This window comes from Roseomonas acroporae (assembly GCF_023223525.1).
Classification (GTDB): Bacteria; Pseudomonadota; Alphaproteobacteria; order Acetobacterales; family Acetobacteraceae; genus Roseomonas_E; species Roseomonas_E acroporae.
Genome location: NZ_JALPRX010000022.1, coordinates 89,377 through 111,702, shown reverse-complemented (window position 1 = coordinate 111,702; position 22,326 = coordinate 89,377). Strand labels below are relative to the sequence as shown.

Here is a 22,326-nt window from a genome sequence, read left to right as displayed (position 1 = left end):
GGCGCTGAAGCGCTTCAGAGGGCGACGCATGCCCGGCCGCGCCTACCGTCGCCGGCAGCGGCAGGCCGGGATTGCGTCGCACGGGTCCGGCGGGCGACCCTGCCGCCTTTGCGGGGAGGGAACGATGGACGGCGGGGCGGAGAGTTACGACGCGGCCTATGCGGCCTGGCGGCGCGACCCGGAGGCGTACTGGGCGGCGGCGGCGAGGGGCATCGACTGGGAGCGCGAACCGGCGCGGATCCTTGCGCCGGAACTCGGCGCCTACGGGCGCTGGTTCCCGGACGGGCGGCTGAGCCTCTGCCACAACGCGCTGGACCGGCACGTCGCCGCCGGGCGCGGCGGGCAGGCGGCGATCATCCACGACAGCCCGATGACCGGCACCTGCACCACCCTCACCTACGCGGCGCTGCTCGCACGCGTGGAACGGGTCGCCGGGGCGCTGGCGGCGCTCGGCGTCGGGGCCGGGGACCGCGTGGTGGTCTACATGCCGATGGTGCCGGAGGCGGCGGTCGCGATGCTCGCCTGCGCGCGGCTCGGCGCCGTGCATTCCGTGGTGTTCGGCGGCTTCGCGGCGCCCGAGCTGGCGGCGCGCATCGCCGACGCGAAGCCGCGCGTCGTGGTGGCCGCCTCCTGCGGGCTGGAGCCGGGGCGCGTCGTCGCCTACAAGCCGATGCTGGACGCGGCGATCGAGCTTTCGCCGCACAAGCCGGATGCCTGCCTGATCCTGCAGCGGCCGCAGGCCGTGGCCGAGCTGGTGCCGGGCCGCGACCACGACTTCCTGGCGGCCGAGGCGGCGGCCGCGCCGCACCCCTGCGTGACGGTGGCGGCCACCGATCCGCTCTACATCCTCTACACCTCCGGCACGACCGGCAAGCCCAAGGGCATCGTGCGCGACACGGGCGGGCACGCCGTCGCGCTGCACCACTCGATGTCGATGGTCTACGGCCTCTCGCCCGGCGAGGTGATGTTCACCGCCTCCGACGTGGGCTGGGTGGTCGGGCATTCCTACATCGTCTACGCGCCGCTGCTGGCGGGCTGCACCTCGGTGCTGTTCGAGGGCAAGCCCGTGGGCACGCCGGATGCCGGCACCTTCTGGCGCGTCTGCGCCGACCACCGGGCGCGCGTGCTGTTCACGGCGCCGACCGCGATGCGCGCGATCAAGAAGGAGGACCCGCGCGGCGAGCTGCCGGCGCGGTACGACCTCTCGAACCTCGCCGCGCTGTTCCTGGCCGGCGAGCGCTGCGACCCGGACACGGCGGTGTGGGCGGAGCGGCTGCTCGGCAAGCCGGTCATCGACCACTGGTGGCAGACCGAGACGGGCTGGACCATCACCGGCAATTTCCGCGGCCTCGGCCTGTTCCCGTCGCGCCCCGGCTCGGGCGGCAAGCCGGCGCCGGGCTATCACGTCGCGGCGCTGGACGAGGCGGGGCAGCCCGTGGCGCCGGGGCAGATCGGCACGCTGGCGATCCGCCTGCCGCTGCCGCCCTCCTGCCTGCCGACGCTCTGGCAGGCCGACGACCGTTTCCGCGCGGCGTACCTCGAAGCCTTCCCCGGCTGGTACAACACCAGCGACGCCGGGATGGTGGACGCGGAAGGCTACGTCTGGGTGATGAGCCGCACCGACGACATCATCAACGTCGCCGGCCACCGGCTCTCCACCGGCGCGATGGAGGAGGTGCTGGCGAGCCACCCGGACGTCGCCGAATGCGCCGTGGTGGGCGTGAAGGACATGCTGAAGGGGCAGGCGCCGCTCGGCCTCGTGGTGCTGAAGTCGGGCGTGGCGCGGCCGGAGAGCGAGATCGTGCGCGAGCTGGTGGCGCTGGTGCGCGAGCGCATCGGGCCGGTGGCCGCCTTCCGCGAGGCGCGGGTGGTGGAGCGGCTGCCCAAGACGCGCTCGGGCAAGATCCTGCGCGCCACCATCCGCGCCATCGCGGATGGCGACCGCTACAACGTGCCGCCCACCATCGACGACCCGGCGATCCTGACGGAACTGGGCGAGACGCTGGGACCGGCGGGGCGGTAGGGCCTCTTCAAGCCGGGCGTCCACGCCCGGTGGTCCGGAAAGGGCGCCGGATCAAAAGGACCGGGGCCGTTCCGGCCCGCCCGTATCGGCCCGGAAGGGCGCCAGAGACCCGGGAACGCTCCAGGCCCGGCGGGGCGGCTGCCAGGCAGGCCGCCTCCGCCGGCCCCCCTGCCCCGTCGGCCCGGCGCCGGGCCGGCGGACCGCGCCGGGCATTGACCGGCCGGCGGCCGGGTGGCCTCCTCGTCCCCGGCGGCGACGGAGCCGGCCGGGGGCGGCGATCGGGCGGCGATCGGGCGCCGCCGGCCTGGCCCGGCGCCCGTCCGGCATACCGAAGGAGAGCACATGGCAGGCATTCCGCGGCGGTCCTGGCTCGCCCTGACCAATGCCACGCTGCTCGCGGGCGGCGCCGGGCCGGCACTGGGCCAGGGGCAGCGCCAGCGTCAGGGCCGCCCGGCCGAGCCGACCACCTTCTCGCTCTCGGCCGAGAGCGACACGCTGCGCGACCGCGGCGCGGTGAATTTCTGGCTGCGCCGCAGCGGCGCGCCGATCGCGCCCGGCCGGAAGGCGACGCTGCGCATCGGCCTCGGCGGCGGCGCCACCGACGCCGACCTGCGCCAGCCGGCGCCGGCGCTGATCTTCCAGTCCCTGGCCCTGACGCGCGGCGTCGCCGTGGATGCGCGCGCCGGCACCGTGACCATCGGGCCGGAGGCGCCCGAGGTGCTGTCCTGGGCGCTGATCGGCCGCACCCTGTCGGCGGAGGACGCCGCGGCGACGCTGGTCACCACCCTGTCGGACCCGGAGGGCTGCCGCCTCGGCACGGCCAGCCACACGCTGCGGATCGAGCACGCGCCCGTCCCGATCCCGAAGCCGGCCTTCGCCTGGGACGCGGACCGCCTCGGCGACCGCAACACGCTCGACGCCGAGGGCCGCATCACCCGCTACACCGACCCGGCGAGCGGGCGCGTCGCCACGGCGCGGCCGGGCACGGCCGGGCCACGTCCGGTCACGGTGGACGGCGTGCGCTACCTGCGGGTGCGCGGCAGCTCGATGCGCTGCGTCGATCCCGCCCTGCTCGCCCTGCTCGGCAAGGTGCCGCGCGACTACACCATCCTGGTCGCCGGCAGGCTGCGCGCGGCGGGCGACGCGGTGCTGCTGGACGTGGGCACGCCGGACAGCAACCCCTCCCCCGGCACGCGCAGCTTCGCGCTGGCGACGGCGGGCGAGCGCCGGGCGGGGCTGAACCTGCGTTTCCGCTCGCATTTCGGGCAGCTCACCCCGACGCCGGACGTGACCCCCGGGGAGGAGCACGTCTGGACCGCGCAGATGCCCGCCGACGAGCGCGCCGCCGGGATGCGGCTGGACGACGGCCCGAGCCTCGGCGTCGAGGGCTGGATGAGCCGGGAGCGGTCCGACTTCTCCGTGGGCGCGGTGGACTTCTTCGCGGGGCTGGCCGGCGGCAACCCCTGCGACGCGGATCTGCGCGCCTTCGAGCTCTACGTGCCTTCGCTCGACGAGATCCAGTTGCAGGCGCGGCAGCGGGCGCTGCTGGCGCGCATCGGCCGGCGCGAGACGCGGCCGGCCTCGATCGACGCGATGCTCGCCGGCACCGAGCTGCGCTTCGCCGACGACTTCGACGAGATGCTGTTCGGCAACGTCGACTTCGCCGAGCAGACGCGCGACGGCCGCCCCGCGCTCTGGCAGAGCGTCGTCAAGGGGATGACGGAGCGCGACGCCCGCGGCGACAACACCGGCAAGTACTACTACGTCATCAACCGCGAGGAGCAGTACTACGGCGAGCCCGGGCGCGGCGTCGACCCGTTCTCGCTGCCGATGCCGAGCGTGCTCGGCATCACCGCCTCGCGCGCCTCCGTGACGGGCGCCAACCCGCTCGGCAAGCCCTACAATTCGGGCCACATCTGCACGCGCCGTGCCTCGATCGAGCAGCGCCTGCTGCACGGCTTCTTCGAGGTGCGCGCGCGCCAGCCGACCGGACTCTCCCCGGCCGAGGCGCAGGGGCTGTGGCCCGCCTTCTGGGACATGCCGGTGGGCTACGACAATTCCAACGAGATCGACATGGTGGAGTCGGTCAACGTCATCCGCGACGCCACCAACATGGGCTGGATACAGGGGATCGCGCAGAACTACAGCGAGAAGCAGGGCGGCGGCGGCTTCACCGGCCTCGCCGACCTGTCGGACGGGAAGTTCCACAACCACGGCAGGCTGTGGGACGCCAACGGCAACATCTGGTTCACCTGCGACGGCGTCATCGTCCGCCACGGCGTGATCGGGGCGCAGTTCATCTGGCTCTACAACCAGATCTACCGCAGCCTGATCCTCAACATGGCGATCGGCGGCACCTTCCCGGGCGATCCGACCCCCGCCACCAAGCTGCCGCAGACCCTGCTGATCGACTGGGTGCGCTACTGGTGCGACGACCGGGCGGTGGGCACCATCGTGCACGGCCGCATCGGCGGCTGGAATCCCGCCTCGCGCTGGCTCGCGGAAGTGCCGCCGGCCCGGGTCGGCATCCAGCTTCCCTTCCCCTACGAGGTGCTGAACGCCACCCGCGGCAGCCTGACCGTGCAGCTCCAGAAGGGCGGCGTCACCGACGGCAAGGTCCAGCTGGCGCCGGAAGGCCCGGCCGTGCTGCTCGGCAACACCTCGGGCGTGCTGTCCGTCCGCCCGCTCACCACCGGGCGGCACGTCGTGCAGATCCTCGACAACAACGACAACGGCAAGGTGGTGGCCGAGAGCCGCTACTTCACCGTGACCTAGAGCCGATCCAGCCTGACTGTATCAGGCCGGAACGGCGCTACAGCGAACCGCAGTCCGGTTGGGACTGCGGTTCGCTGTCGCTCGTTGTTCTCGGCGCGGATCCACGCCGCCGGGCGTGTCCGCCCGCCGGCGATCCGCTCTAGCCTTTGATCCGGCGCATTTTCCGAGTTGAACCGGCGCATCTTCCGGGCCACCGGGCGCGTGCGCTCAGTCGGCCCGTCCCGGGCGCCACCGGGTCTCGAAGGGGGGCCGCTCCCTCGGATCCGGGAGGCGGCGGGAGGAAGCCGGCGTCAGCGCACCAGCGCGCCGTGCCGGGTCTCCGTCGGCAGGCACAGCGCCGCCAGCGCCGCCGCCCGCTCGGCAGGGGCGACCGGGGCGGCCGGGTCGTCGCCCGGGAAGGCGGCGCGGCGCAGGCGGGTGCGCATCGGGCCGGGGGCGAACAGGTTGACACGCAGGCCGCTGCCGGCGACCTCGGCCGCCCAGGTGCGCGCCAGATGCTCCATCCCCGCCTTGCCGGCACCGTACAGGCCCCAGTAGGCGGCGGGCTCGGCCGCCACGGCGTCGGTCACGAACACGGCGCGGCCGGCCGGCGCGGCGCGCAGCGGCGGGTCGCAGGCGCGGATCAGGCGCCAGGCGGCGGCAAGGTTCACGCCGATCGCCTCGGCCCAGTCCTTCGGCTGGATATGCCCGACCGGTGTCAGCCTCGGCAGCGCGCCCGCCGCATGCACCAGGATGTCGAGCCGCCCGAAGCGTCCGACCACCGAGGGGCCGATCATGTCGATCCGCTCCGCCTCGCGCACGAGGTCGAGCGGCAGCAGGGTGGCGCCGCCCTCCTCGGTGATGCCTGCCTCGGCGCGGGCCCGGCGGATGGCGTCGTCGGTCTCCTCCAGCCCGCCCTGGGTGCGCGCCACCAGCACGCAGTGCGCGCCGAGACGCGCCAACTCGACCGCCGCCGCGGCGCCGAGGCCGCGCGAGGCGCCGGTGACCAGCGCGACTCTGCCGGCCAAGGGGGCGGCCAAGGGGGCGGCCAAGGGAGTAGCCAGGGAGCCGGCCGGGGGCGCGACGCTCACGAGACGGCGTGCAGCAGGGAGAGCTGGCGCTCGTTGTTGTCCTGCTGGTCGGTCAGCGGGATGGCGTAGTCGCCGGTGAAGCAGGCGTCGCAGTAGGCGGGCTTCAGCGGGTCGCGCGCCGGCTTGCCCAGCGCCCGGTACAGGCCGTCGAGCGAGATGAAGGCCAGGCTGTCCACGCCGATGATCCGGGCCATCTCGGCGGTGTCGTGCTGGGCAGCCATCAGCTTGCCGCGCTCGGGCGTGTCGATGCCGTAGTAGCAGGAGTGGGTGGTGGGCGGGGAGGAGATGCGCATGTGCACCTCCGAGGCCCCGGCGGCGCGCACCATCTCGACGATCTTCTTGCTGGTGGTGCCGCGGACGATGGAATCGTCCACCAGGATCACCCGCTTGCCCTCGATCATCGCGCGGTTGGCGCTGTGCTTGAGCTTCACGCCGAGGTGGCGGATCTGGTCGGTCGGCTCGATGAAGGTGCGGCCGACATAGTGGTTGCGGATGATGCCGAGCTCGAACGGGATGCCGGACTCCGTCGCGTAGCCCATGGCGGCGGGGACGCCGGAATCGGGCACCGGCACGATCACGTCGGCCGCGACGCCGCTCTCGCGCGCGAGCTCCGCGCCGATGCGCTTGCGCGTCTCGTAGACCGGCGTGCCCTCGACCACGGAGTCCGGGCGGGCGAAGTAGATGTACTCGAAGATGCAGAAGCGGCTGGGCTGGCGGCCGAAGGGCTTGATCGAGCGCACGCCCTGGTCGTCCACCACGACGATCTCGCCCGGCTCCACGTCGCGCACGAACTCGGCGCCGACGATGTCGAGGGCGCAGGTCTCGCTGGTCAGCACCCCGCCGCCGGCGGCGCGGCCGGTCTCGGCGCCGAGCCGGCCCAGCACCAGCGGGCGCACGCCCAGCGGGTCGCGCGCGCCGATCAGCGCGCCGTTGTGCAGCGCGACGAGGGAGTAGGCGCCCTGCACCTGCTTGATCGCGTCGATGAGGCGGTCCACCACGGTGGAGTAGAGGCTGATCGCGACGAGGTGGACGAACACCTCGGAATCGGTGGTGCTCTGGAACAGGCAGCCGCGGCGGACCAGGGCGCGGCGGAGCTGGTGCGCGTTGGTCAGGTTGCCGTTGTGCGCGACGGCGAAGCCGCCGAACTCGAAGTCGGCGTAGAGGGGCTGCACGTTGCGCAGCGCCGTCTCGCCGGTCGTGGCGTAGCGGTTGTGGCCGATCGAGGCGCGGCCGGGCAGGCCGGCCATCACCTTGGCGTTGCCGAAATTCTCGCCCACCAGCCCGAGGCCCTTGTGGGCGTGGAAGATGCCGGCCTCGTCGAGGCTGACGATGCCCGCCGCCTCCTGGCCGCGGTGCTGCAGCGCGTGCAGGCCGAGCGCCGTGAGCGCCGCGGCGTCCACCGACTGCCAGACGCCGAAGACGCCGCATTCCTCGTGGAACTTGTCGTCGTCCGGTCCCCCGGCCGTGGCAGCCTCGACCGGGGACCAGGGATGGGTCGTGACCATGGGCGCACTCACAGCCGGTTGCGGGCGGGGGGACGGAACAGGTCGTCCGCGGAGGGAGCCTGCCCGCCGGGCGGGGCGCCCGGGGCGCTGCCGGGCGGCAGGCCGAGCTGCGGGCGGATGTCGGGGGGAAGCTGGGCGACCAGCCAGGACGCGCCATCCGCCGCCAGGGGCAGCGAGCGCGATTGCAGCACCGCCTCGGGCCAGCGTTCGGTGGCGGGGATGAAATGCACGGCCGCAATATAGGCCACCACCACGAGCAGCGCACCCCGCGCGATGCCGAAAACCAGGCCGAGCGCCCGGTCCGGGCCGCCAAGCACCGAATCCTGCACCAGCCCGGCAACGACGCTGATGATGACCTTGAGCACCACCAGCACCACCAGGAAGACGATGGCGCCGGCCACGACGCCGGCCAGCCAGGGCGGGTCGATGTAGGGCTCCAGGCGCGGCTGGAGCGAGGGGCGCGCGGCGAGGCCCGCCAGCGCCGCGCCGACCCAGGCGCCGATCCCCAGCACCTCGGACACGAAGCCGCGCAGGAAGGCTAGCAGCGCCGAGACGGCGAGAACGGCCAGGACGGCCCCATCAACCCAGGTCATGGTGCGCGGGATATAGCGGCGACGGTGCGCCGCGTCATCGACGAAGCCCCGCGCCGACGATGTTGCCGCTGCATGTCAGGGCAGCGCCGCCGCGGCCGGCCCGGCGGCCGGCGTCCCGGGATGACCGGTCCGGACATGGTCGGCACATGGTCGGCCGGGGCTGCCGGCGAACAGGGCATTGCCCCATGGGGCCACTGGTATCGCGGTCCCATGGGGCAAGCGCCCCGGGCGGGTCCGCCCGGGGCGTCGGCGCGCCGTCCCCCTCCCGCGCCCCTCCACGCGGAGGAGGGAACGGCGCGCCGGATCAGCCGCCGAAGGCGGACGACCCGGTCGGGCCGGAGGCCGGCGCCCCGACCGGCACGCCGCGCGGCGCCTCCGGCGCGCGGGTGCTGTCGGCGAGGCGGCAATTGCCGGGGGCGTAGCGGATCACGAGGTTCTCGCCGCCGCCTTCCATGACGGCGCCGGGGCAGCCGGCGCCCTGGCCGGCACCGCCCTGCGCACGGGTGGCGAGATTGGCCGAGGCGCTGCCGGCGGCGGCAACCGTCAGGGCAAGGACGGCGACGGCCAGAGCGGAACGGGCTAGCATTAAAATTTCTCCACTTTTCGACCCGCCCTACATGGCCGTCGAGCGCGCCGGTTCAATGGACCGGCAGCGGGAATGCGGGCGACGGTCGTTCAAACAAATATTACACGCATTTAATCAGATTCCGCTTCCATCGTCGCCGGCCTGCTTCCGGTGCGCGGCCGCTCCCGCCGCACCGTCGCCGCCGCGAAGCCCGCGACGAGGTCGGCCAAGTGCCCGATCTCGTTGAGCCGCAGCCCGTCGGGCGCCGCCTTGCCGCGCCCGCCGCGCGCCACGCGCCGCGGCAGGGTGGCGGCGGCGAAGCCCAGCTTGGCCGCCTCGCGCAGCCGCGCCTCGGCCTGCGACACCTGCCGCACCTCGCCGGAAAGCCCGACCTCCCCGAAGAACACCGAATCCGCGTCGGTCGGCTGGTCGGTGGCGGCCGAGACCAGGGCGGCCGCCACGGCGAGGTCCGCCGCCGGCTCGGCGATGCGCAGGCCGCCGGCGATGTTCAGGTACACGTCGTTCTGGCCGAGGCTGACGCCGCAGCGCGCCTCCAGCACCGCCATCAGCATGGCGAGGCGCCCGGAATCCCAGCCCACCACCTGCCGGCGCGGCGAGCCGCCCGGGCTCGGCGCCAGCAGCGCCTGCACCTCCACCAGCACGGGGCGCGTGCCCTCCAGCCCCGCGAACACCGCCGAGCCGGAGACGTTGCCGCGTCGCTCGGCCAGGAACAGCGCCGAGGGGTTGGCGACCTCCACCAGCCCGTGCTCGGTCATCTCGAACACGCCGATCTCGTCCGTCGCGCCGAAGCGGTTCTTCACCGCGCGCAGGATGCGGAACTGGTGGCCGCGATCGCCCTCGAAGTAGAGCGTGGCGTCGACCATGTGCTCCAGCACGCGCGGCCCGGCCAGCGTGCCCTCCTTGGTCACGTGCCCGACCAGCACCAGCGCGAAGCCGCGCGACTTGGCGAGGCGGATCAGCTCGGCGGCGCAGGCGCGCACCTGCGAGACGGTGCCGGGGGCGGAGTCGAGCGTGTCCAGCCAGACGGTCTGGATCGAGTCGATCACGGCGAGCGCCGCCTCGCCCTCGGCTTCCAGGCTGGCGCCGATGTCGCGCATCGAGGTGGCCGAGGCGAGCGCCAGCGGCGAGCCGGCGAGGCCGAGCCGGCGCGCCCGCATGCGCACCTGGTCCACCGCCTCCTCGCCCGAGACGTAGAGCGCCCGCCGCCCCGCCGCCGCGATGCGCGAGGCCGCCTGCAGCAGGATGGTGGACTTGCCGATCCCGGGGTCGCCCCCCACCAGCACCGCCGAGCCGGGCACCAGCCCGCCGCCCAGCACGCGGTCCAGCTCGGCGATGCCGGTCAGGATGCGCGGCGGCGGCGCGGCGCGGCCTTCGAGACCGACGAATTCCAGCCGCCGCCCGCCGGCGGCCTTCTGCGTCGGCCCGGCGGGGCGGGCCTCCGGCGCCTCCTCGGCGATGGTGTCCCAGTTGCCGCAGGCGTCGCACCTGCCCTGCCATTTCGGGTAGGCGGCGCCGCAGCCCTGGCAGACGAAGCGGGTCCGTTCCTTGGCCATGGGTCGCGTGCCTCGTCGTCGATTCCGGGGAATGGCTATAAGAACAAATAGAGTACACAGCTTGGCGGCCGGGTCCAGCGGCGCAAGGCCCGCGCGTCACGTGCCGCGCGCGGCCGGCTGGCGCCTAGAGCATTTTCAAGCTGAGCGTCCTCGCTCAGCGGCTCAGAAAATGCGAAAAATCAAAGGCTAGAGCCGTTCCGGCCTGATACAGTCAGGCTGGATCGGCTCTAGCGGGCACGATGCCTGCACCCGCTGACCTGGGCGTGACGCCCGGCCGGTCGGGGGCTGCCCGTGCCGCCTCGCCCGACAGATGGCGGGAGGACCGCGCGCCGGCCCCGGCCGGGGCGAGGCGCCCTACGAGGCCCCGGCCCCGCCGGCCTCCGCCTCCGCGAGGCCCCAGCCCAGCAGCAGGATGAACAGCCCGGCGATCGGCAGGGCGGTGAAGCCGCTGCTGCTGGTCAGCGGCCAGAGCTGCACCAGCGCCGCCACCAGCAGCCCGATCCGCACCGGGCGTGGCGAACGCCACAGCCCGCGCGCCAGCGGCCGGACCCAGGCGAGCGCGGCCGCGGCGAACAGCAGCAGCCCCGGCACGCCGGCATTCACCAGCGCCTCCAGATACGGGTTGTGCGGGTGCTGCACGCAGATGCCGGCGCCGCCGCCATCGTCGCCCGGGCCCCAGCCTTGGAAGTAGCGCGGGTCGGCGCAATGGTCGCGGAAGCTGTCCTCGCCCAGCCCGAGCAGCGGGTGCTGGCGCGCCATCTCCAGCGCGCGGCCGAGGATGCGGCCGTAATGGCTTTCCGGGAACCCCGCGAGCTGCTCGGCGAAGCGCACCACGAGGTAGTGGAACGCGTCCGGCGCCACCAGCGAGGACAGCGCCAGCGCCAGCGCCGCCGCCCCCAGCGCCAGCAGCGCCGGCAGGCGCAGCGCGGGCAGCAGCAGCATCGCCAGCCCCATCCCGGCCAGCCCGTACACCACGGCGAGGCGCTGGCCGATGAAGACCAGCGTCGCCAGCGCCCCCGCCACCAGCGCGAAGCCGCCGACGCGGCGCCAGAACCCGCCCGCCAGCAGCGTCGCGGCGGCGTGCAGCAGCGGCGGCCACATGAGCCGCACCATGAAGCCGCCGGCGCGCGGCCGGGTGAAGGGTCCCGGCAACTGCCCGGCCGGCCAGCGCCGCTGCCCGGTGATGCCGCGCCCGAAGAGCAGCTCCAGCCACACCTCCAGCGCGATCCAGCTCGCGGCGAGGCCGGTGGACCAGAGCAGCAGCCGGCGCGCCCTGGCCGGCGGCAGCACCCAGAGCGCCAGCGCCATCACGGAAAGCGGGATGCGGCCCCAGGCCAGCGCCTCCAGCAGGCGCGGCCAGGCGGCGCCGGAAAGCAGCGTCGCCACCACCAGCCAGGCCCAGTAGAGCAGCGCCGGCACCGCCCAGGGGCGCCGGAAGCCGGACCAGTCGCGGCGGATCAGGCAGCGCAGCACGAAACCCACCGCGAGCGCCACCACCAGCCCCTCGCCGATGCCGCGCGCGTGGATCAGGATGAAGGGCATGGCCAGCGCCGCGCCGAGCGCCGCCGGGTAGGCCCGCGCCTCGAACAGCGCAGCACCGCGCCTCGTCCGCACCGTCTCGCTCAAACCCAAACTCCCCCGCCCGGCCGGGCGGGACTACGGCGGACCGCAGTCCGGTCGGGACTGCGGTTCGCCGTAGCTCGTTGTTCTCGGCGCGGATTCACGCCGCCGGGCTGTCCGCCCGCCGGCGATCCGCTCTAGCGGGCCGCGCGGCGGCGGACAAGCCGGGCTGCGGAGCGCCGGCCCGGACGCCGCCGGAGGGCCTTGCCCCGGACCCCGCCGAAGGGCGAAGCCCCTCCGGAAACCCCGTGCCGATGAGGGGGGGCCGGTCGCTGCGACGCCCCACCCGCGAACGGACGGCAGTGCGGGCGGAGTTCGCCCTCCTGCCGGATCGGGCCCGGGGAAGGCGACGCCTTCCCCGGAGGCGGGCCGCGGCCCTGCCCTGCCGCGCCTCAGCCCCGGCGCCGGAGCACCAGCGTGGTCCACGCCCCCTGGTCCAGCCGGCGCTCCAGCACCAGCCCCTGGCGGCGGTGCGCCGCGAGCACCATGCGCGCCTGGGTGCCGAGCAGCCCGGCCAGGATCGCCGTGCCGCCGGGCGCCAGGTGGTCGGCGAGGTCGCGCGCCATGGCGCAGAGCGGGCGGGCCAGGATGTTGGCGAAGACGAGGTCGTAGGGGCCGCCGCCGCGCACCGCCGGGTCGCGCCAGCCATCGGCCTGCCAGACGCGCACGAGATGGGCGAGGCCGTTCATCGCCGCGTTCTGCCCGGCGACGCGTACCGACCAGGGCTCGATGTCGGTGGCGAGCACGCGCCGGTGCAGCAGCCGCGCCGCCGCCATGGCCAGGATGCCGGAGCCGGTGCCGAGGTCGAGGATGCGCCGGGGCCTGCGGTACAGCACGTCCTGCAGCGCGATCAGGCAGCCGCGGGTGGAGCCGTGCTCGCCGGTGCCGAAGGCGAGGCCGGCATCGAGGCGCAGCACGGCGCGGCCATGGGTGACCGGGTTGGGCAGGTGCGTCGGGCGGATCAGCAGGCGGCGGCCGATCGCCTGCTCCGGGAAGCCCTGCAGCGAGCGCTCCAGCCAGCCGCCGGCCTCGACCGGGCTGGCCTGCACCGTCGCCTCGACGCCGGTGACGGCGGCGGCGAGCGCCAGGGCGGCGGCCAGCTCCTGCTCCCCGGCGCCGGCCTCCCGCACGCCCTCGAGGCGCCAGATCTCGGCATCCTCGTCGCGGAAGAAGGCGACGGTGGTGCAGACCCGCATCAGCGCCGCCTCGTAGGCGGGCACCGCCGCCTCCGGCAGGCCGTCGATGGCGAGCGTCTCCAGCGGCTCGGCGCGGCGGCCGGCCAGCGGGGCGAGACGGGAAGCGGCCAGGGGAACGGCCGGAGGAGCGGCCGAGGGGATGGGCGGGGATGCCGCCGTCGCGTTGGCGGTCATCACGCCTTCTCCACGAAGCTGTCCAGCACGCGCTTGCGGCCGGCCTTCTCGAAGGCGACCTCCAGCCGGTTGTCGTCCACGCTCAGCACCGTCCCGTAGCCGAATTTCTGGTGGAACACGCGCTCGCCCGCCTTCAGCCCGCCGGGCTGGGCGGGGCGTTCCGTCACCTCCCAGGCGTCGATCACCTTCGGCTTGCGGGCGGTGAGGCCGTAGGGCGAGGTGAAGACGGAAGGCGCCTCCACCATGCGGTTGCGCTGCATCGCGGCCGAGCCCTCGCGCTCGACATGCTCGGGCGGCAGCTCGTCGATGAAGCGGCTGGGGATGGCGGCGGACCAGTTGGCGTAGACGCGGCGGTTGGCGGCGAAGGAGATGATCGCCGTCCGGCGCGCCCGCGTGATGCCGACATAGGCGAGGCGCCGCTCCTCCTCCAGCCCCTTGGTGCCGCCCTCGTCCAGCGCGCGCTGGTGCGGGAACAGCCCCTCCTCCCAGCCGGGCAGGAACACCGTGTCGAATTCGAGGCCCTTGGCGGCGTGCAGCGTCATCAGCGAGAGACGGTCGCCCTCGGCGTTCTCGTCGTTCTCCATGACCAGGGCGACGTGCTCCAGGAAGCCGGCCAGGGTCTCGAACTCGCCGATGGCGCGCAGCAGCTCCTTGAGGTTCTCCAGGCGCCCCGGGGCTTCCGGCGACTTGTCCTGCTTCCACATCTCCGTGTAGCCGCTCTCGTCGAGCATGGTGGCGACGGTGGCGACGTGCCCCTCCTTCGGCAGCATCTCCCGCCAGCGCGCGAAGTCACGGTCGAGCTGGGCGAGCGCCTGGCGCGGCTTCGGGCGCAGCGCGGCGGACTGGCCCATGCGGCCGGCGGCGGCGGCGAGCGGGATCTCCTCGTGGCGCGCCACCTCGTGCAGCGCGCGCAGCGCGGAATCGCCGAGGCCGCGCTTGGGCACGTTGACGATGCGCTCGAAGGCGAGGTCGTCGGCGGGCTGGGCGAGGACGCGCATGTAGGCCATCGCGTCGCGTATCTCGGCGCGCTCGTAGAATTTGAGGCCGCCGACGACGCGGTAGGGCACGCCGAGGGTGATCAGCCGCTCCTCGAAGGCGCGGGTCTGGAAGCCGGCGCGGACCAGGATGGCGATCTCGGCGAGGCGGTGGCCGCTGCGCTGGAACGCCTCGATGCGCTCGCCCACCATGCGTGCCTCCTCCTCGGAATCCCAGAGGGAGACGAGCTTCACCTTCTCGCCGTCGGCGTCGTTGCGCCCCGGGCGCAGCGTCTTGCCGAGGCGGCCGGTGTTGTGCGCGATCAGCCCGGAGGCGGCGGCGAGGATCGGGCGGGTGGAGCGGTAGTTGGATTCGAGGCGGACGATGCGCGCGCCGGGGAAGTCCTTCTCGAAGCGGAGGATGTTCTCGATCTCGGCGCCGCGCCAGGAATAGATCGAATTGTGGGTGACGAGGCCGTTGGCGACGAAATTATGCGTGCCGGCGACATCGATGTCGTGGACCGTGACCGGCTCCTCCACGCTCTCCACCGCCACCACCGGGTCGTGTGACCCGTCGGCGGCGGCCAGCACCATGCCGGGGCGTATCTGCGCGGCGGGGCGCAGGGTCAGCGCCTTGCCGAGCAGGTTCGCCTTGCGCACCAGGGTGACGTCGAGCCGTTCGGACAGGCGGGCGCGGATCGACTCCACCTGCGCCATGTCGCGGAACAGCGATTCGTAGCGCCAGTTGGCCGGATTGCGCCTGTAGGCGCGGGTGTTGAGTCCCGCTGCCAGAACGGCCTCGCGCCCCGCCGCGTCGTTGCCACTGAGGGCGACGCGGTGCATCGGCGTCGGGCCGCGATGCTCGGCGTAGAGCGTCACGATCAGGTTTCGGCGTCGGCCGGAAAAGGTCTGGGGACGGTGGTGCGGGTGGTCGGGATCGAGGCCGTAGGCCGTCATCAGCCGCCCTGCGCCGTCCTCGCCGGCGGCGGCGTGGATGCGGTCGAGCCGCGCCTGGTCGTGGACCAGGCCGTTCTCCGAGCCGCCCTTGCGGGCGACGAAAGGTAGGGTGCTGACGCCGTAGCGCAGGCTGAGCAGATGCTCGCACTCCCGCGCGTCGTTCTCGGCCGCGAAGGCATCCACCAGCCAGAGCGCGTCGGCGTGTTCCTGCAGGCAGCGCTGCTTGAAGCCGAGCATCGGCCTCGCCTGCCCGGCCGTATAGACCTGCGAGGTGCCGAGCCGGTAGCCGACGCCCTGCTTGTGCATCAGGTAGGTGAAGAAGCGCTGCGGGCTGTCGCCCAACATCAGGTCGGCGAAGTGGACATGCTCGGGCGTGCTGACCAGCTCGCGCCCGGCGGCGGTGCGCAGGCGGACGAGGCGGCGGTTGACGCGGCGCTCGAACACCGCGGTGACGGGGGCGGGGCGGAAGCTGCCGGCGCCGTAGCAGGAGAGGACCCTGTCGCCGGGGCGGACCTGCTCGATCGGCCGCTCGGTGCCGTCCGCCATGGCGATGCGGGTGCCGGCCGCGAGGCACTGATCGTCGTCGCCGACGCAGCAGATGTTGCGATGGCCCTGCGCCAGCAGCCGCAGCCACAGATACTGCACGAGGTTGGTGTCCTGGTACTCGTCCACCAGGATGTAGCGGAACATGCGGTGGTACTGCGCCAGCACGCTCTCCTCGGTACGCAGGATCTCCGTCATGTGCAGCAGCAGGTCGCCAAAATCGGCGGCGTTGAGGTCGCGCAGGCGGGACTGGTAGTCGCCGTAGATCGCCAGCGCCCGGCCGTTGGCGAAATCCGTGTCCTCGGCCGGCGTCACGCGGGCCGGAGTCAGGCCGCGATCCTTCCACTTCTGGATCTGCGCCATCATGCCCTGGGCCGGCCAGCGCTTCAGGTCGATGCCCGCCGCCTCCATCACCTGCTTGAGCAGGCGCATCTGGTCGTCGGCATCGAGGATGGTGAAGTTGGACTTCAGCCCGACATACTCGGCGTGCCGGCGCAGCATGCGGGCGCAGAGGGCGTGGAAGGTGCCGAGCCAGAGCCCCTCCGCCGGCCGTTCGAGGATGGCCCCCACCCGCTCGCGCATCTCCCGCGCCGCCTTGTTGGTGAAGGTGACGGCGAGCACCTGCCCCGGATAGGCGCGCCCGGTCATCAGCAGGTGGGCAAAGCGGGTGGTCAGCACGCGGGTCTTGCCGGTGCCGGCGCCGGCCAGCACCAGCAGCGGGCCGTCCAGCGTCTCGACCGCCGCGCGCTGCTCCGGGTTCAGCCGGGCGAGGTAGTCGGGGGCCTCGGCGCCGCCGGGCGCGAGCGGCAGCGGGTCGGACAGGCGGCGGGGCGGGAGGGAGGAGGACACGGGTCCGGTATAGGACGCCGGGCCGCTCCGCTCCACCCGTCCGGCGGGCCCGCCGGGAAACGGCGCCCCCGCATTCCCGGGGGCGGCCGCCTCACATGCAGCCGTACTGGACCAGGCACATGGTGTAGCGGTTGTTGCAGCGCGCGAGGCAGGCCGGGCGGTCCTCGGTCCAGGCGGCGGTGGGGCCGCCCCAGGTGGTGGGGCAGGCCATCTGGCAGGAGGCCTGCATGCCCATGCAGCCCTGCTGGAGCGGCGGGGCGCAGCGACGCGGGGCGGTGCCCGGCGCGCCGGCCTGGGCGGCGGGCGGGGCCGGCGGCGCGGCCTGGGAGGGCGGGTTCGGAGGCGGCAAGGCCTGGGACGGTCCCGCCGAGGGTGGGGCGGGCATGGCCGCACCGCCCGACAGCGCCTGGGGCTTGCCGCCCGGCGTGGCCTGCGGCGGGGCGCCCGCCGGCGAATCGAGCGCGGGCGGCTTGCCGGGCAGGCCCTGCGCCTGCGCCGCGACGGCGAACACGATCAGGCCGCTCAGCAGCCAGGCAGGCAACGGACGCACACGCCCCTCCCTCCGGCCGGGAAACGGCCGGGCGGCATGGAAGCACGCGGAGCTTACGGAACGGAATCCCGGCGGGCGGCCCCAGGGAGAGCTACCCGGGGAGAGCTACCCGGGGAGAGCCACCCGGGCGCTCGCTCAGCCCGCCTCGGCGGGGCGCGGCCGGACGCCCAGGATGTGGGCGATGGAGTAGGTCAGGTCCGGCCGGTTCAGCGTGTAGAAGTGGAACTCGTCCACGCCGTTGGCCTGCAGCAGCCGCACCTGCTCGGCCGCCACCACGGCGGCCACCATCCGGCGGGTTTCCGGGTCGTCGTCCAGCCCCTCGAACATCCGGGCCAGCCAGTCCGGCACGGCGGTGCCGCACACGCCGCAGAACTTCGCCACCTGCCTGAAATTCGTCACGGGCAGGATGCCGGGCACGATCGGCACGGTGATGCCGGCCGCGCCGCAGCGGTCGAGGAAGCGGAGGAACAGGTCGGTGTCGAAGAAGTACTGGGTGATGGCCCGCGTCGCGCCGGCGTCGATCTTGCGCTTGAGGTTGTCGATGTCGTGGTCGGCGGACAGGGCGGCCGGGTGAGTCTCCGGATAGGCGGCGACGCTGATCTCGAAGTCGCCGATCCGGCGCAGCCCGGCCACGAGGTCGGCCGCGTAGGCGTAGCCGCCGGGGTGGGGCTGGTAGACCGGCTGGTCGGCCGGGGCGTCGCCGCGCAGCGCCACGATGTGGCGCACCCCCGCCTCCCAGTACCGCTGCGCCACCGCATCCACCTCCTCGCGCGTCGCGCCGACGCAGGTCAGGTGGGCGGCGGGGGTGAGCGAGGTCTCGCGTACCAGGCGGGAGACCGTCTCGTGCGTGCGGGCCTGGGTGGTGCCGCCGGCCCCGTAGGTGACGGAGACGAAGCGCGGCTGCAGCGGCTCCAGCCGCCGGACGCAGGCCCAGAGCTGCTGCTCCAGCGCCTCGGTCCTGGGGGGGAAGAATTCGAAGGACAGCTTGGGCGCCGGCTGTGCCAGTGTGGTGGGCAGACCGGCGAATCGGGGGCCGGTCAGCCAGCGTTGCAGCGTGCCCGCCTCCCGCGCGGGGGCGCCGGGCTCGGTGTTCGCGGTGGGAGGCATGTCCATGCGGCCAAGTTGCCGGTTCGCCGTAGTGCTGACAAGCTTCCTGCCTGTCCCGGGGCGGGATTCGGGCCTGCGGACCGGACGGAGCCCGGCCGGCCGGCCGGACCCGGGCGCGGAAACCCCGTCCCGCGAACGCGGTTAACGGTACGATCACGCCCGCGTCACTATTCGCCATCCGGGTCGTGGCCCGGCCTCGGGCCAGAGAGGAGTGAGTTCCCCCCCATGCTCCGCAACTACCGCTTCATGCTGCTGGCCGCGCTGCTGGCCCTGCCGGCCTGCGCCACCCCGCCGCCGGCCGACGATCCGGATGCCGTGGCCGAGTTCCGCCAGAACAACGACCCTTGGGAGCCCGCCAACCGGGCGATGTTCGCGGTGCACAACGCCATCGACCGGGCCGTGCTGCGCCCGGTGGCGATCGGCTACCGGGACGTGGTGCCGCAGCCGGTGCGCACCGGCCTGCGCAACTTCCTGCGCAACCTGCGCACGCCGGTGGTGCTGGTCAACGACATGCTCCAGGGCAACCCGCGCCGCGCCGGCGACACGCTCGGCCGCTTCTTCGTCAACACCACGGTGGGCCTCGGCGGGCTGATCGACGTCGCCAACAACCGGCTGAACGTGCCGCCGCACTCCGAGGACTGGGGCCAGACCCTGGCCGTCTGGGGCGTGGGCGACGGGCCCTACATGTTCATCCCCATCCTCGGCCCCTCCAACGTGCGCGACACGGCCGGCTTCGGCATGGACCTCGCGATCGACCCGCTCTTCTGGTTCGGCCAGGGCGTGGCGGTGGAGGTGCTGCGCTACAGCCGCGGCGCCGTCACGGCGATCGACACGCGCGAGAGCCTGATCGAGACCGTCGACGCCGTGAACCAGACCTCGCTCGATCCCTATGCCACCTTCCGCAGCGCCTACCGGCAGCGGCGGCAGGCCGAGATCAGCAACCGCAGCGGCGGCGGCGGCGGCCCCCTCGGCCGCTTCGAGCCGATGCCGGGCGTCACGCCGGGGACGGCGCCGAACGCCACGCCGGTCACCACCCAGGGCGGCGCCGGCGGCGTGCCGGGCGTGAGCAGCAGCCCCACCGGCGCGCCCTGACAACCGGCCCGCGCAGGTTCCGGCCCGCACGGGCCGGCATCGCGCGCGGGGTTCGCCGGGAGGCTCGGGAGCCGCCGCCCGCGGGACCGAGGAAACACGCCGGCCCGAAGGCGGACCGGCAGGAGACGACGCGTGGCCGACGGCGCCGCCCGGCACGTGCCGGGGCCGCCATCCACCCCGGCCAGGCCGCGCCCGGCGACAGGCATTTGCCGCCGCCGGGTGCGGCCTGTATGTCGGCGGTCACCGGGCAGGAATCAGGAGACCGCATGCTGTCCCGACCCACGCTACTGGCCGCGCTCGCCCTGCCGGCCCTGTTCCTGGCCCTGCCCGCCATCGACCCGGCCACCGGCCATGTCGGGGCGCGACGCGCCTTCGCCCAGGCTGCCGTGGACATCGGCCGCGCCTCCGGCTTCATCCAGAGCACCGGCCAGGAGCTGGCGGCGGCGATCAACACCCCCGGCAGCACGGCGGCGCGGCGGGACCGCGTGGCGGCGATCGTGCGCCGCACGGTGGACGTGCCGGGCATCGCCCGCTTCATCCTCGGGCGCTGGTGGCGCGTCGCCACCCCAGCGGAGCAGCAGGAATACCTGCGCCTGTTCGAGGAGACGCTGGTGCGCAACGTCTCCGCCCGCTTCGGCGAGTACCAGGGCGTGTCCTTCACCCTCGGCCGTTCGCAGCAGCGCACGGAGTCCGACGCGCTGGTCAACACGGTGATCCAGCGCCCCGGCCAGCCCGCCTTCTCGCTCGACTGGCGCGTCGCCGAGGTGAACGGCCAGCTCAAGGTCGTCGACGTGATCGCCGAGGGCACCTCGCTGCGGCTGACCCAGCGCAGCGAGTATTCCTCGGTGATCCAGCGCAACAACGGCAGCATCGCCGCCCTGCTCGCGGCCATGCGCAACCAGGTGTCCCAGCTCTCCAGCCGCGAAAGCCGCTGAACGGCGGATCCGCCCGGTGGGTGGCCGCGCGGCGCGGTCGCGCGCCGTTCAGGCGCGGCCGAGCAGCAGGCGCGACAGGGCGGCCGCCGGCCGGACGACGAGGTTGCGGACCAGGAACCGCAGGGCCGGGCGCGGCCGTATCCAGCGCGCGACATGGGCGCCGCGGTGGTAGTAGGCGTGCACGAGGCGCCGGCCGGGCCCGGTGCGCAGCAGCACGCGGTCACGCAGCCGGCGCAGGTCGTCGAGGTCCGGGTGGCGCGGATCGCCGAGCGTCGCCGTCGCGACGAAGCAGTCAGGGGTGATCGCCGCCTCGGCGAGGCAGCAGCCGCCCTCGAACAGGCCCCCGGCGGCCTCCACGATGGCCGGTCCGCCCTCCACGGCCACCTCGGCCAGATCGGCGGCGGCCTCCACCCCGTCGAGGACCTTGCCGAGCACCGATTCCTGCTCCGCGGGCGGTGCCGCCCGCGCCGCCCGGGGCTCGGCCGCGTCGGCCGTCCGGGCCTCCGCCGCCGCGCCCGGTCGCGGCCGGGCCTCATCCTGTCCGTCCATCGCCGGAATCGTCCCCCGTCCCGGGCCGTGCCCGGAACGCCGGGCGCCATGTTTCGCCGACGCTACGGCCGCAGCCGGCGGCCGGCGCTGCAGCGCTTCACAGCCGGTCGGCGGCGGGCCGACAGGCCGGCGGGAACGGAGCGCGTGGCCGTTCGCCCGGGACGATGGCGCGGCTGCCCAAAATCGCGCCATGGCGATGGTCCCTCTCGGGCCCGGCCGGGTCGTCGGGAGGCGCGACACCCCTGGCACGGGCCTTGCTCCCCGCCTCCCGTGCCATCAACGCAACGATGCCGGCCGCGCATCGGTGCCGGGCGGGAGCCGACGCTGATCGAGAGACGATGCCGATCGGGAGCCGACGCCGGGTGGGGAGGCGAAGCCGGCCGCCCCTCCCCGCCCGCGGCCTGCCGACCGAAGCCCGCCCGCGGCCCGTCCGCCTCTCCCTCCTCCGGGGGGCGTGGCGGCGGGACGGTTGACCGGCGGGCCGACGGGCCGGAAAGCGCCGCCCCGCCCGCCGGCTCGCCTTGCCGCCCGTACCGGCCCGCCCCGCCGCCCCGCAGAGAGGAATCGCCGCTTGCCGCATGATGTCGAGCTGGTGAACGTCACCAAGCGCTACGGCAGCGGCGCCGTCGCCGTGAAGGGCATCTCGCTGCGCATCCCCGCCGCCACCTATTGCTGCCTGCTCGGGCCGAGCGGCTGCGGCAAGACCAGCACGCTGCGCATGATCGCGGGGCACGAGAGCGTCTCCTCCGGCAGCGTGCTGCTGGCCGGGCGGGAGGTGACGGACCTGCCGCCGGCGAAGCGCGGCACGGCGATGATGTTCCAGAGCTACGCGCTGTTCCCGCATCTCGACTGCCTCGACAACGTGGCCTTCAGCCTGAAGATGCGCGGCGTGCCGAAGGCGGAGCGGCGGGCGCGGGCGCTGCACTTCCTCAAGCTCGTGGACTTGGAGCGCTACGCGTCGCGCCTGCCGGCGCAGCTTTCCGGCGGCCAGCAGCAGCGCGTGGCGCTCGCCCGCGCCCTCATCACCGAGCCGCGCGTGCTGCTGCTCGACGAGCCGCTCTCGGCGCTCGACCCGTTCCTGCGCGGCCGCATGCGCGAGGAGCTGAAGCGGCTGCAGCGCGAGCTCGGCATCTCCTTCGTCCACGTCACCCACAGCCAGGAGGAGGCGATGGCGCTCTCCGACCTCGTGGTGGTGATGGAGGGCGGCGAGATCGTGCAGGCGGCGAGCCCGCGCGACGTGTTCGAGCGCCCGGCCACCGCCTTCGTCGCGCGCTTCATCGGCGGCCACAACGTGCTGCCGGCGCCCGCCGGTGACGGTACCGTGGCGGTGCGGGCCGACCGCTGCCGGCTGCGGCCGCCCGACGCCGAGACCTACGGCCCGCACCTGCCCGGCACGGTCTCGGCGGTGGAGTATCAGGGGCCGGTGGTGCGCGTGGCCCTGGCCACGGCGGCGGGCGAGGCGGTGGCGATGCTGCCCGACGACGTGTTCCACGCCGCCCCCGTCGCCCCCGGCGACGCGGCGGTGCTGGCCTGGAGCGAGGACGACATGCACGCCCTCGCCCCCTCGCCTTCCGACGCCGCGGCGGCGACGCTCACCGATCCCCTCGCCGCCGCCTGAACGACCAGCCTCCCGCACGACCAGACGATGCCGGCCTACGCCGCCGCACACGGAGAC

At 74.2% G+C, this 22,326-nt stretch carries 16 protein-coding genes; 5 read left to right on the top strand and 11 right to left on the bottom strand.

From position 1 onward, the window contains the following. Window positions 1–124: 124 nt before the first annotated feature. Both M0638_RS06310 and M0638_RS06305 read left to right on the top strand, forming a co-directional pair. Window positions 125–2,023, top strand: a complete 1,899-nt coding sequence (locus tag M0638_RS06310; RefSeq protein WP_248666110.1) for an AMP-binding protein — start codon at window positions 125–127, stop codon at window positions 2,021–2,023. A gap of 342 nt (window positions 2,024–2,365) precedes the next feature. Continuing rightward, window positions 2,366–4,798: a glycoside hydrolase family 16 protein gene (locus M0638_RS06305; RefSeq protein ID WP_248666109.1), complete on the top strand. Its 2,433-nt coding sequence runs from the start codon at window positions 2,366–2,368 to the stop codon at window positions 4,796–4,798. 290 nt (window positions 4,799–5,088) lie between these two features. Here M0638_RS06305 and M0638_RS06300 read toward each other — a convergent pair whose 3' ends face one another. The 10 genes from M0638_RS06300 to metF all read right to left on the bottom strand — a co-directional run bounded on the left by M0638_RS06300 (window position 5,089) and on the right by metF (window position 18,081). Beyond that, window positions 5,089–5,805 (bottom strand): SDR family NAD(P)-dependent oxidoreductase, encoded by a 717-nt coding sequence (locus tag M0638_RS06300; RefSeq protein ID WP_248666108.1) that lies wholly within the window; start codon window positions 5,803–5,805, stop codon window positions 5,089–5,091. A 59-nt stretch (window positions 5,806–5,864) separates the two neighbouring features. After that, a complete protein-coding gene (gene purF / locus M0638_RS06295; protein WP_248666107.1) occupies window positions 5,865–7,373 on the bottom strand; it encodes an amidophosphoribosyltransferase in 1,509 nt (502 codons plus the stop codon). Between the two features lie 8 nt (window positions 7,374–7,381). Beyond that, the gene (locus tag M0638_RS06290) at window positions 7,382–7,966 is read right to left on the bottom strand and encodes a CvpA family protein (RefSeq protein ID WP_248666106.1); all 585 of its coding nucleotides are present in this window, start codon (window positions 7,964–7,966) and stop codon (window positions 7,382–7,384) included. A 304-nt stretch (window positions 7,967–8,270) separates the two neighbouring features. Further along, on the bottom strand, window positions 8,271–8,552 hold the full coding sequence (locus M0638_RS06285) for a hypothetical protein (protein ID WP_248666105.1): 282 nt from the start codon (window positions 8,550–8,552) through the stop codon (window positions 8,271–8,273). A 110-nt stretch (window positions 8,553–8,662) separates the two neighbouring features. Next, complete coding sequence (gene radA, locus M0638_RS06280) at window positions 8,663–10,105, bottom strand: DNA repair protein RadA (RefSeq protein WP_248666104.1); 1,443 nt, start codon at window positions 10,103–10,105, stop codon at window positions 8,663–8,665. Window positions 10,106–10,459: 354 nt separating this feature from the next. Next, window positions 10,460–11,731 (bottom strand): O-antigen ligase family protein, encoded by a 1,272-nt coding sequence (locus M0638_RS06275; protein WP_248666103.1) that lies wholly within the window; start codon window positions 11,729–11,731, stop codon window positions 10,460–10,462. Window positions 11,732–12,117: 386 nt separating this feature from the next. Then, window positions 12,118–13,095, bottom strand: coding sequence for a 50S ribosomal protein L11 methyltransferase (locus tag M0638_RS06270; RefSeq protein WP_248666102.1), 978 nt, complete (start codon window positions 13,093–13,095; stop codon window positions 12,118–12,120). After that, window positions 13,095–16,391, bottom strand: a complete 3,297-nt coding sequence (locus M0638_RS06265) for a UvrD-helicase domain-containing protein (protein ID WP_408903054.1) — start codon at window positions 16,389–16,391, stop codon at window positions 13,095–13,097. Before M0638_RS06265 ends, M0638_RS06270 begins: the two co-directional genes overlap by 1 nt. A gap of 118 nt (window positions 16,392–16,509) precedes the next feature. Then, the gene (locus M0638_RS06260; RefSeq protein ID WP_248666101.1) at window positions 16,510–16,968 is read right to left on the bottom strand and encodes a hypothetical protein; all 459 of its coding nucleotides are present in this window, start codon (window positions 16,966–16,968) and stop codon (window positions 16,510–16,512) included. Window positions 16,969–17,103: 135 nt separating this feature from the next. Continuing rightward, entirely contained in the window at window positions 17,104–18,081 is a 978-nt protein-coding gene (gene metF / locus M0638_RS06255; protein WP_248666100.1) for a methylenetetrahydrofolate reductase [NAD(P)H], read from the bottom strand. Between the two features lie 219 nt (window positions 18,082–18,300). Here metF and M0638_RS06250 point away from each other — a divergent pair, with 219 nt between their 5' ends. Both M0638_RS06250 and M0638_RS06245 read left to right on the top strand, forming a co-directional pair. Next, window positions 18,301–19,167 (top strand): MlaA family lipoprotein, encoded by an 867-nt coding sequence (locus M0638_RS06250; RefSeq protein ID WP_248666099.1) that lies wholly within the window; start codon window positions 18,301–18,303, stop codon window positions 19,165–19,167. A gap of 266 nt (window positions 19,168–19,433) precedes the next feature. Further along, on the top strand, window positions 19,434–20,102 hold the full coding sequence (locus M0638_RS06245; RefSeq protein WP_248666098.1) for an MlaC/ttg2D family ABC transporter substrate-binding protein: 669 nt from the start codon (window positions 19,434–19,436) through the stop codon (window positions 20,100–20,102). A 48-nt stretch (window positions 20,103–20,150) separates the two neighbouring features. Here M0638_RS06245 and M0638_RS06240 read toward each other — a convergent pair whose 3' ends face one another. Further along, a complete protein-coding gene (locus M0638_RS06240) occupies window positions 20,151–20,651 on the bottom strand; it encodes a CFI-box-CTERM domain-containing protein (protein ID WP_248666097.1) in 501 nt (166 codons plus the stop codon). 571 nt (window positions 20,652–21,222) lie between these two features. On the opposite strand from M0638_RS06240, the gene M0638_RS06235 reads away from it, so the two are divergent. Then, entirely contained in the window at window positions 21,223–22,269 is a 1,047-nt protein-coding gene (locus tag M0638_RS06235) for an ABC transporter ATP-binding protein (RefSeq protein ID WP_248666096.1), read from the top strand. The last annotated feature ends 57 nt before the right edge of the window (window positions 22,270–22,326 follow it).

Bases quoted from the DNA above. Each gene is read 5' to 3' on its own strand.
- M0638_RS06240 (WP_248666097.1), bottom strand. From the start codon at position 20,651: ATGGACGGACAGGATGAGGCCCGGCCGCGACCGGGCGCGGCGGCGGAG.
- metF (WP_248666100.1), bottom strand. From the start codon at position 18,081: ATGGACATGCCTCCCACCGCGAACACCGAGCCCGGCGCCCCCGCGCGG.
- M0638_RS06285 (WP_248666105.1), bottom strand. From the start codon at position 8,552: ATGCTAGCCCGTTCCGCTCTGGCCGTCGCCGTCCTTGCCCTGACGGTT.
- M0638_RS06250 (WP_248666099.1), top strand. From the start codon at position 18,301: ATGCTCCGCAACTACCGCTTCATGCTGCTGGCCGCGCTGCTGGCCCTG.
- M0638_RS06270 (WP_248666102.1), bottom strand. From the start codon at position 13,095: ATGACCGCCAACGCGACGGCGGCATCCCCGCCCATCCCCTCGGCCGCT.
- M0638_RS06245 (WP_248666098.1), top strand. From the start codon at position 19,434: ATGCTGTCCCGACCCACGCTACTGGCCGCGCTCGCCCTGCCGGCCCTG.
- radA (WP_248666104.1), bottom strand. From the start codon at position 10,105: ATGGCCAAGGAACGGACCCGCTTCGTCTGCCAGGGCTGCGGCGCCGCC.
- purF (WP_248666107.1), bottom strand. From the start codon at position 7,373: ATGGTCACGACCCATCCCTGGTCCCCGGTCGAGGCTGCCACGGCCGGG.
- M0638_RS06310 (WP_248666110.1), top strand. From the start codon at position 125: ATGGACGGCGGGGCGGAGAGTTACGACGCGGCCTATGCGGCCTGGCGG.
- M0638_RS06305 (WP_248666109.1), top strand. From the start codon at position 2,366: ATGGCAGGCATTCCGCGGCGGTCCTGGCTCGCCCTGACCAATGCCACG.
- M0638_RS06290 (WP_248666106.1), bottom strand. From the start codon at position 7,966: ATGACCTGGGTTGATGGGGCCGTCCTGGCCGTTCTCGCCGTCTCGGCG.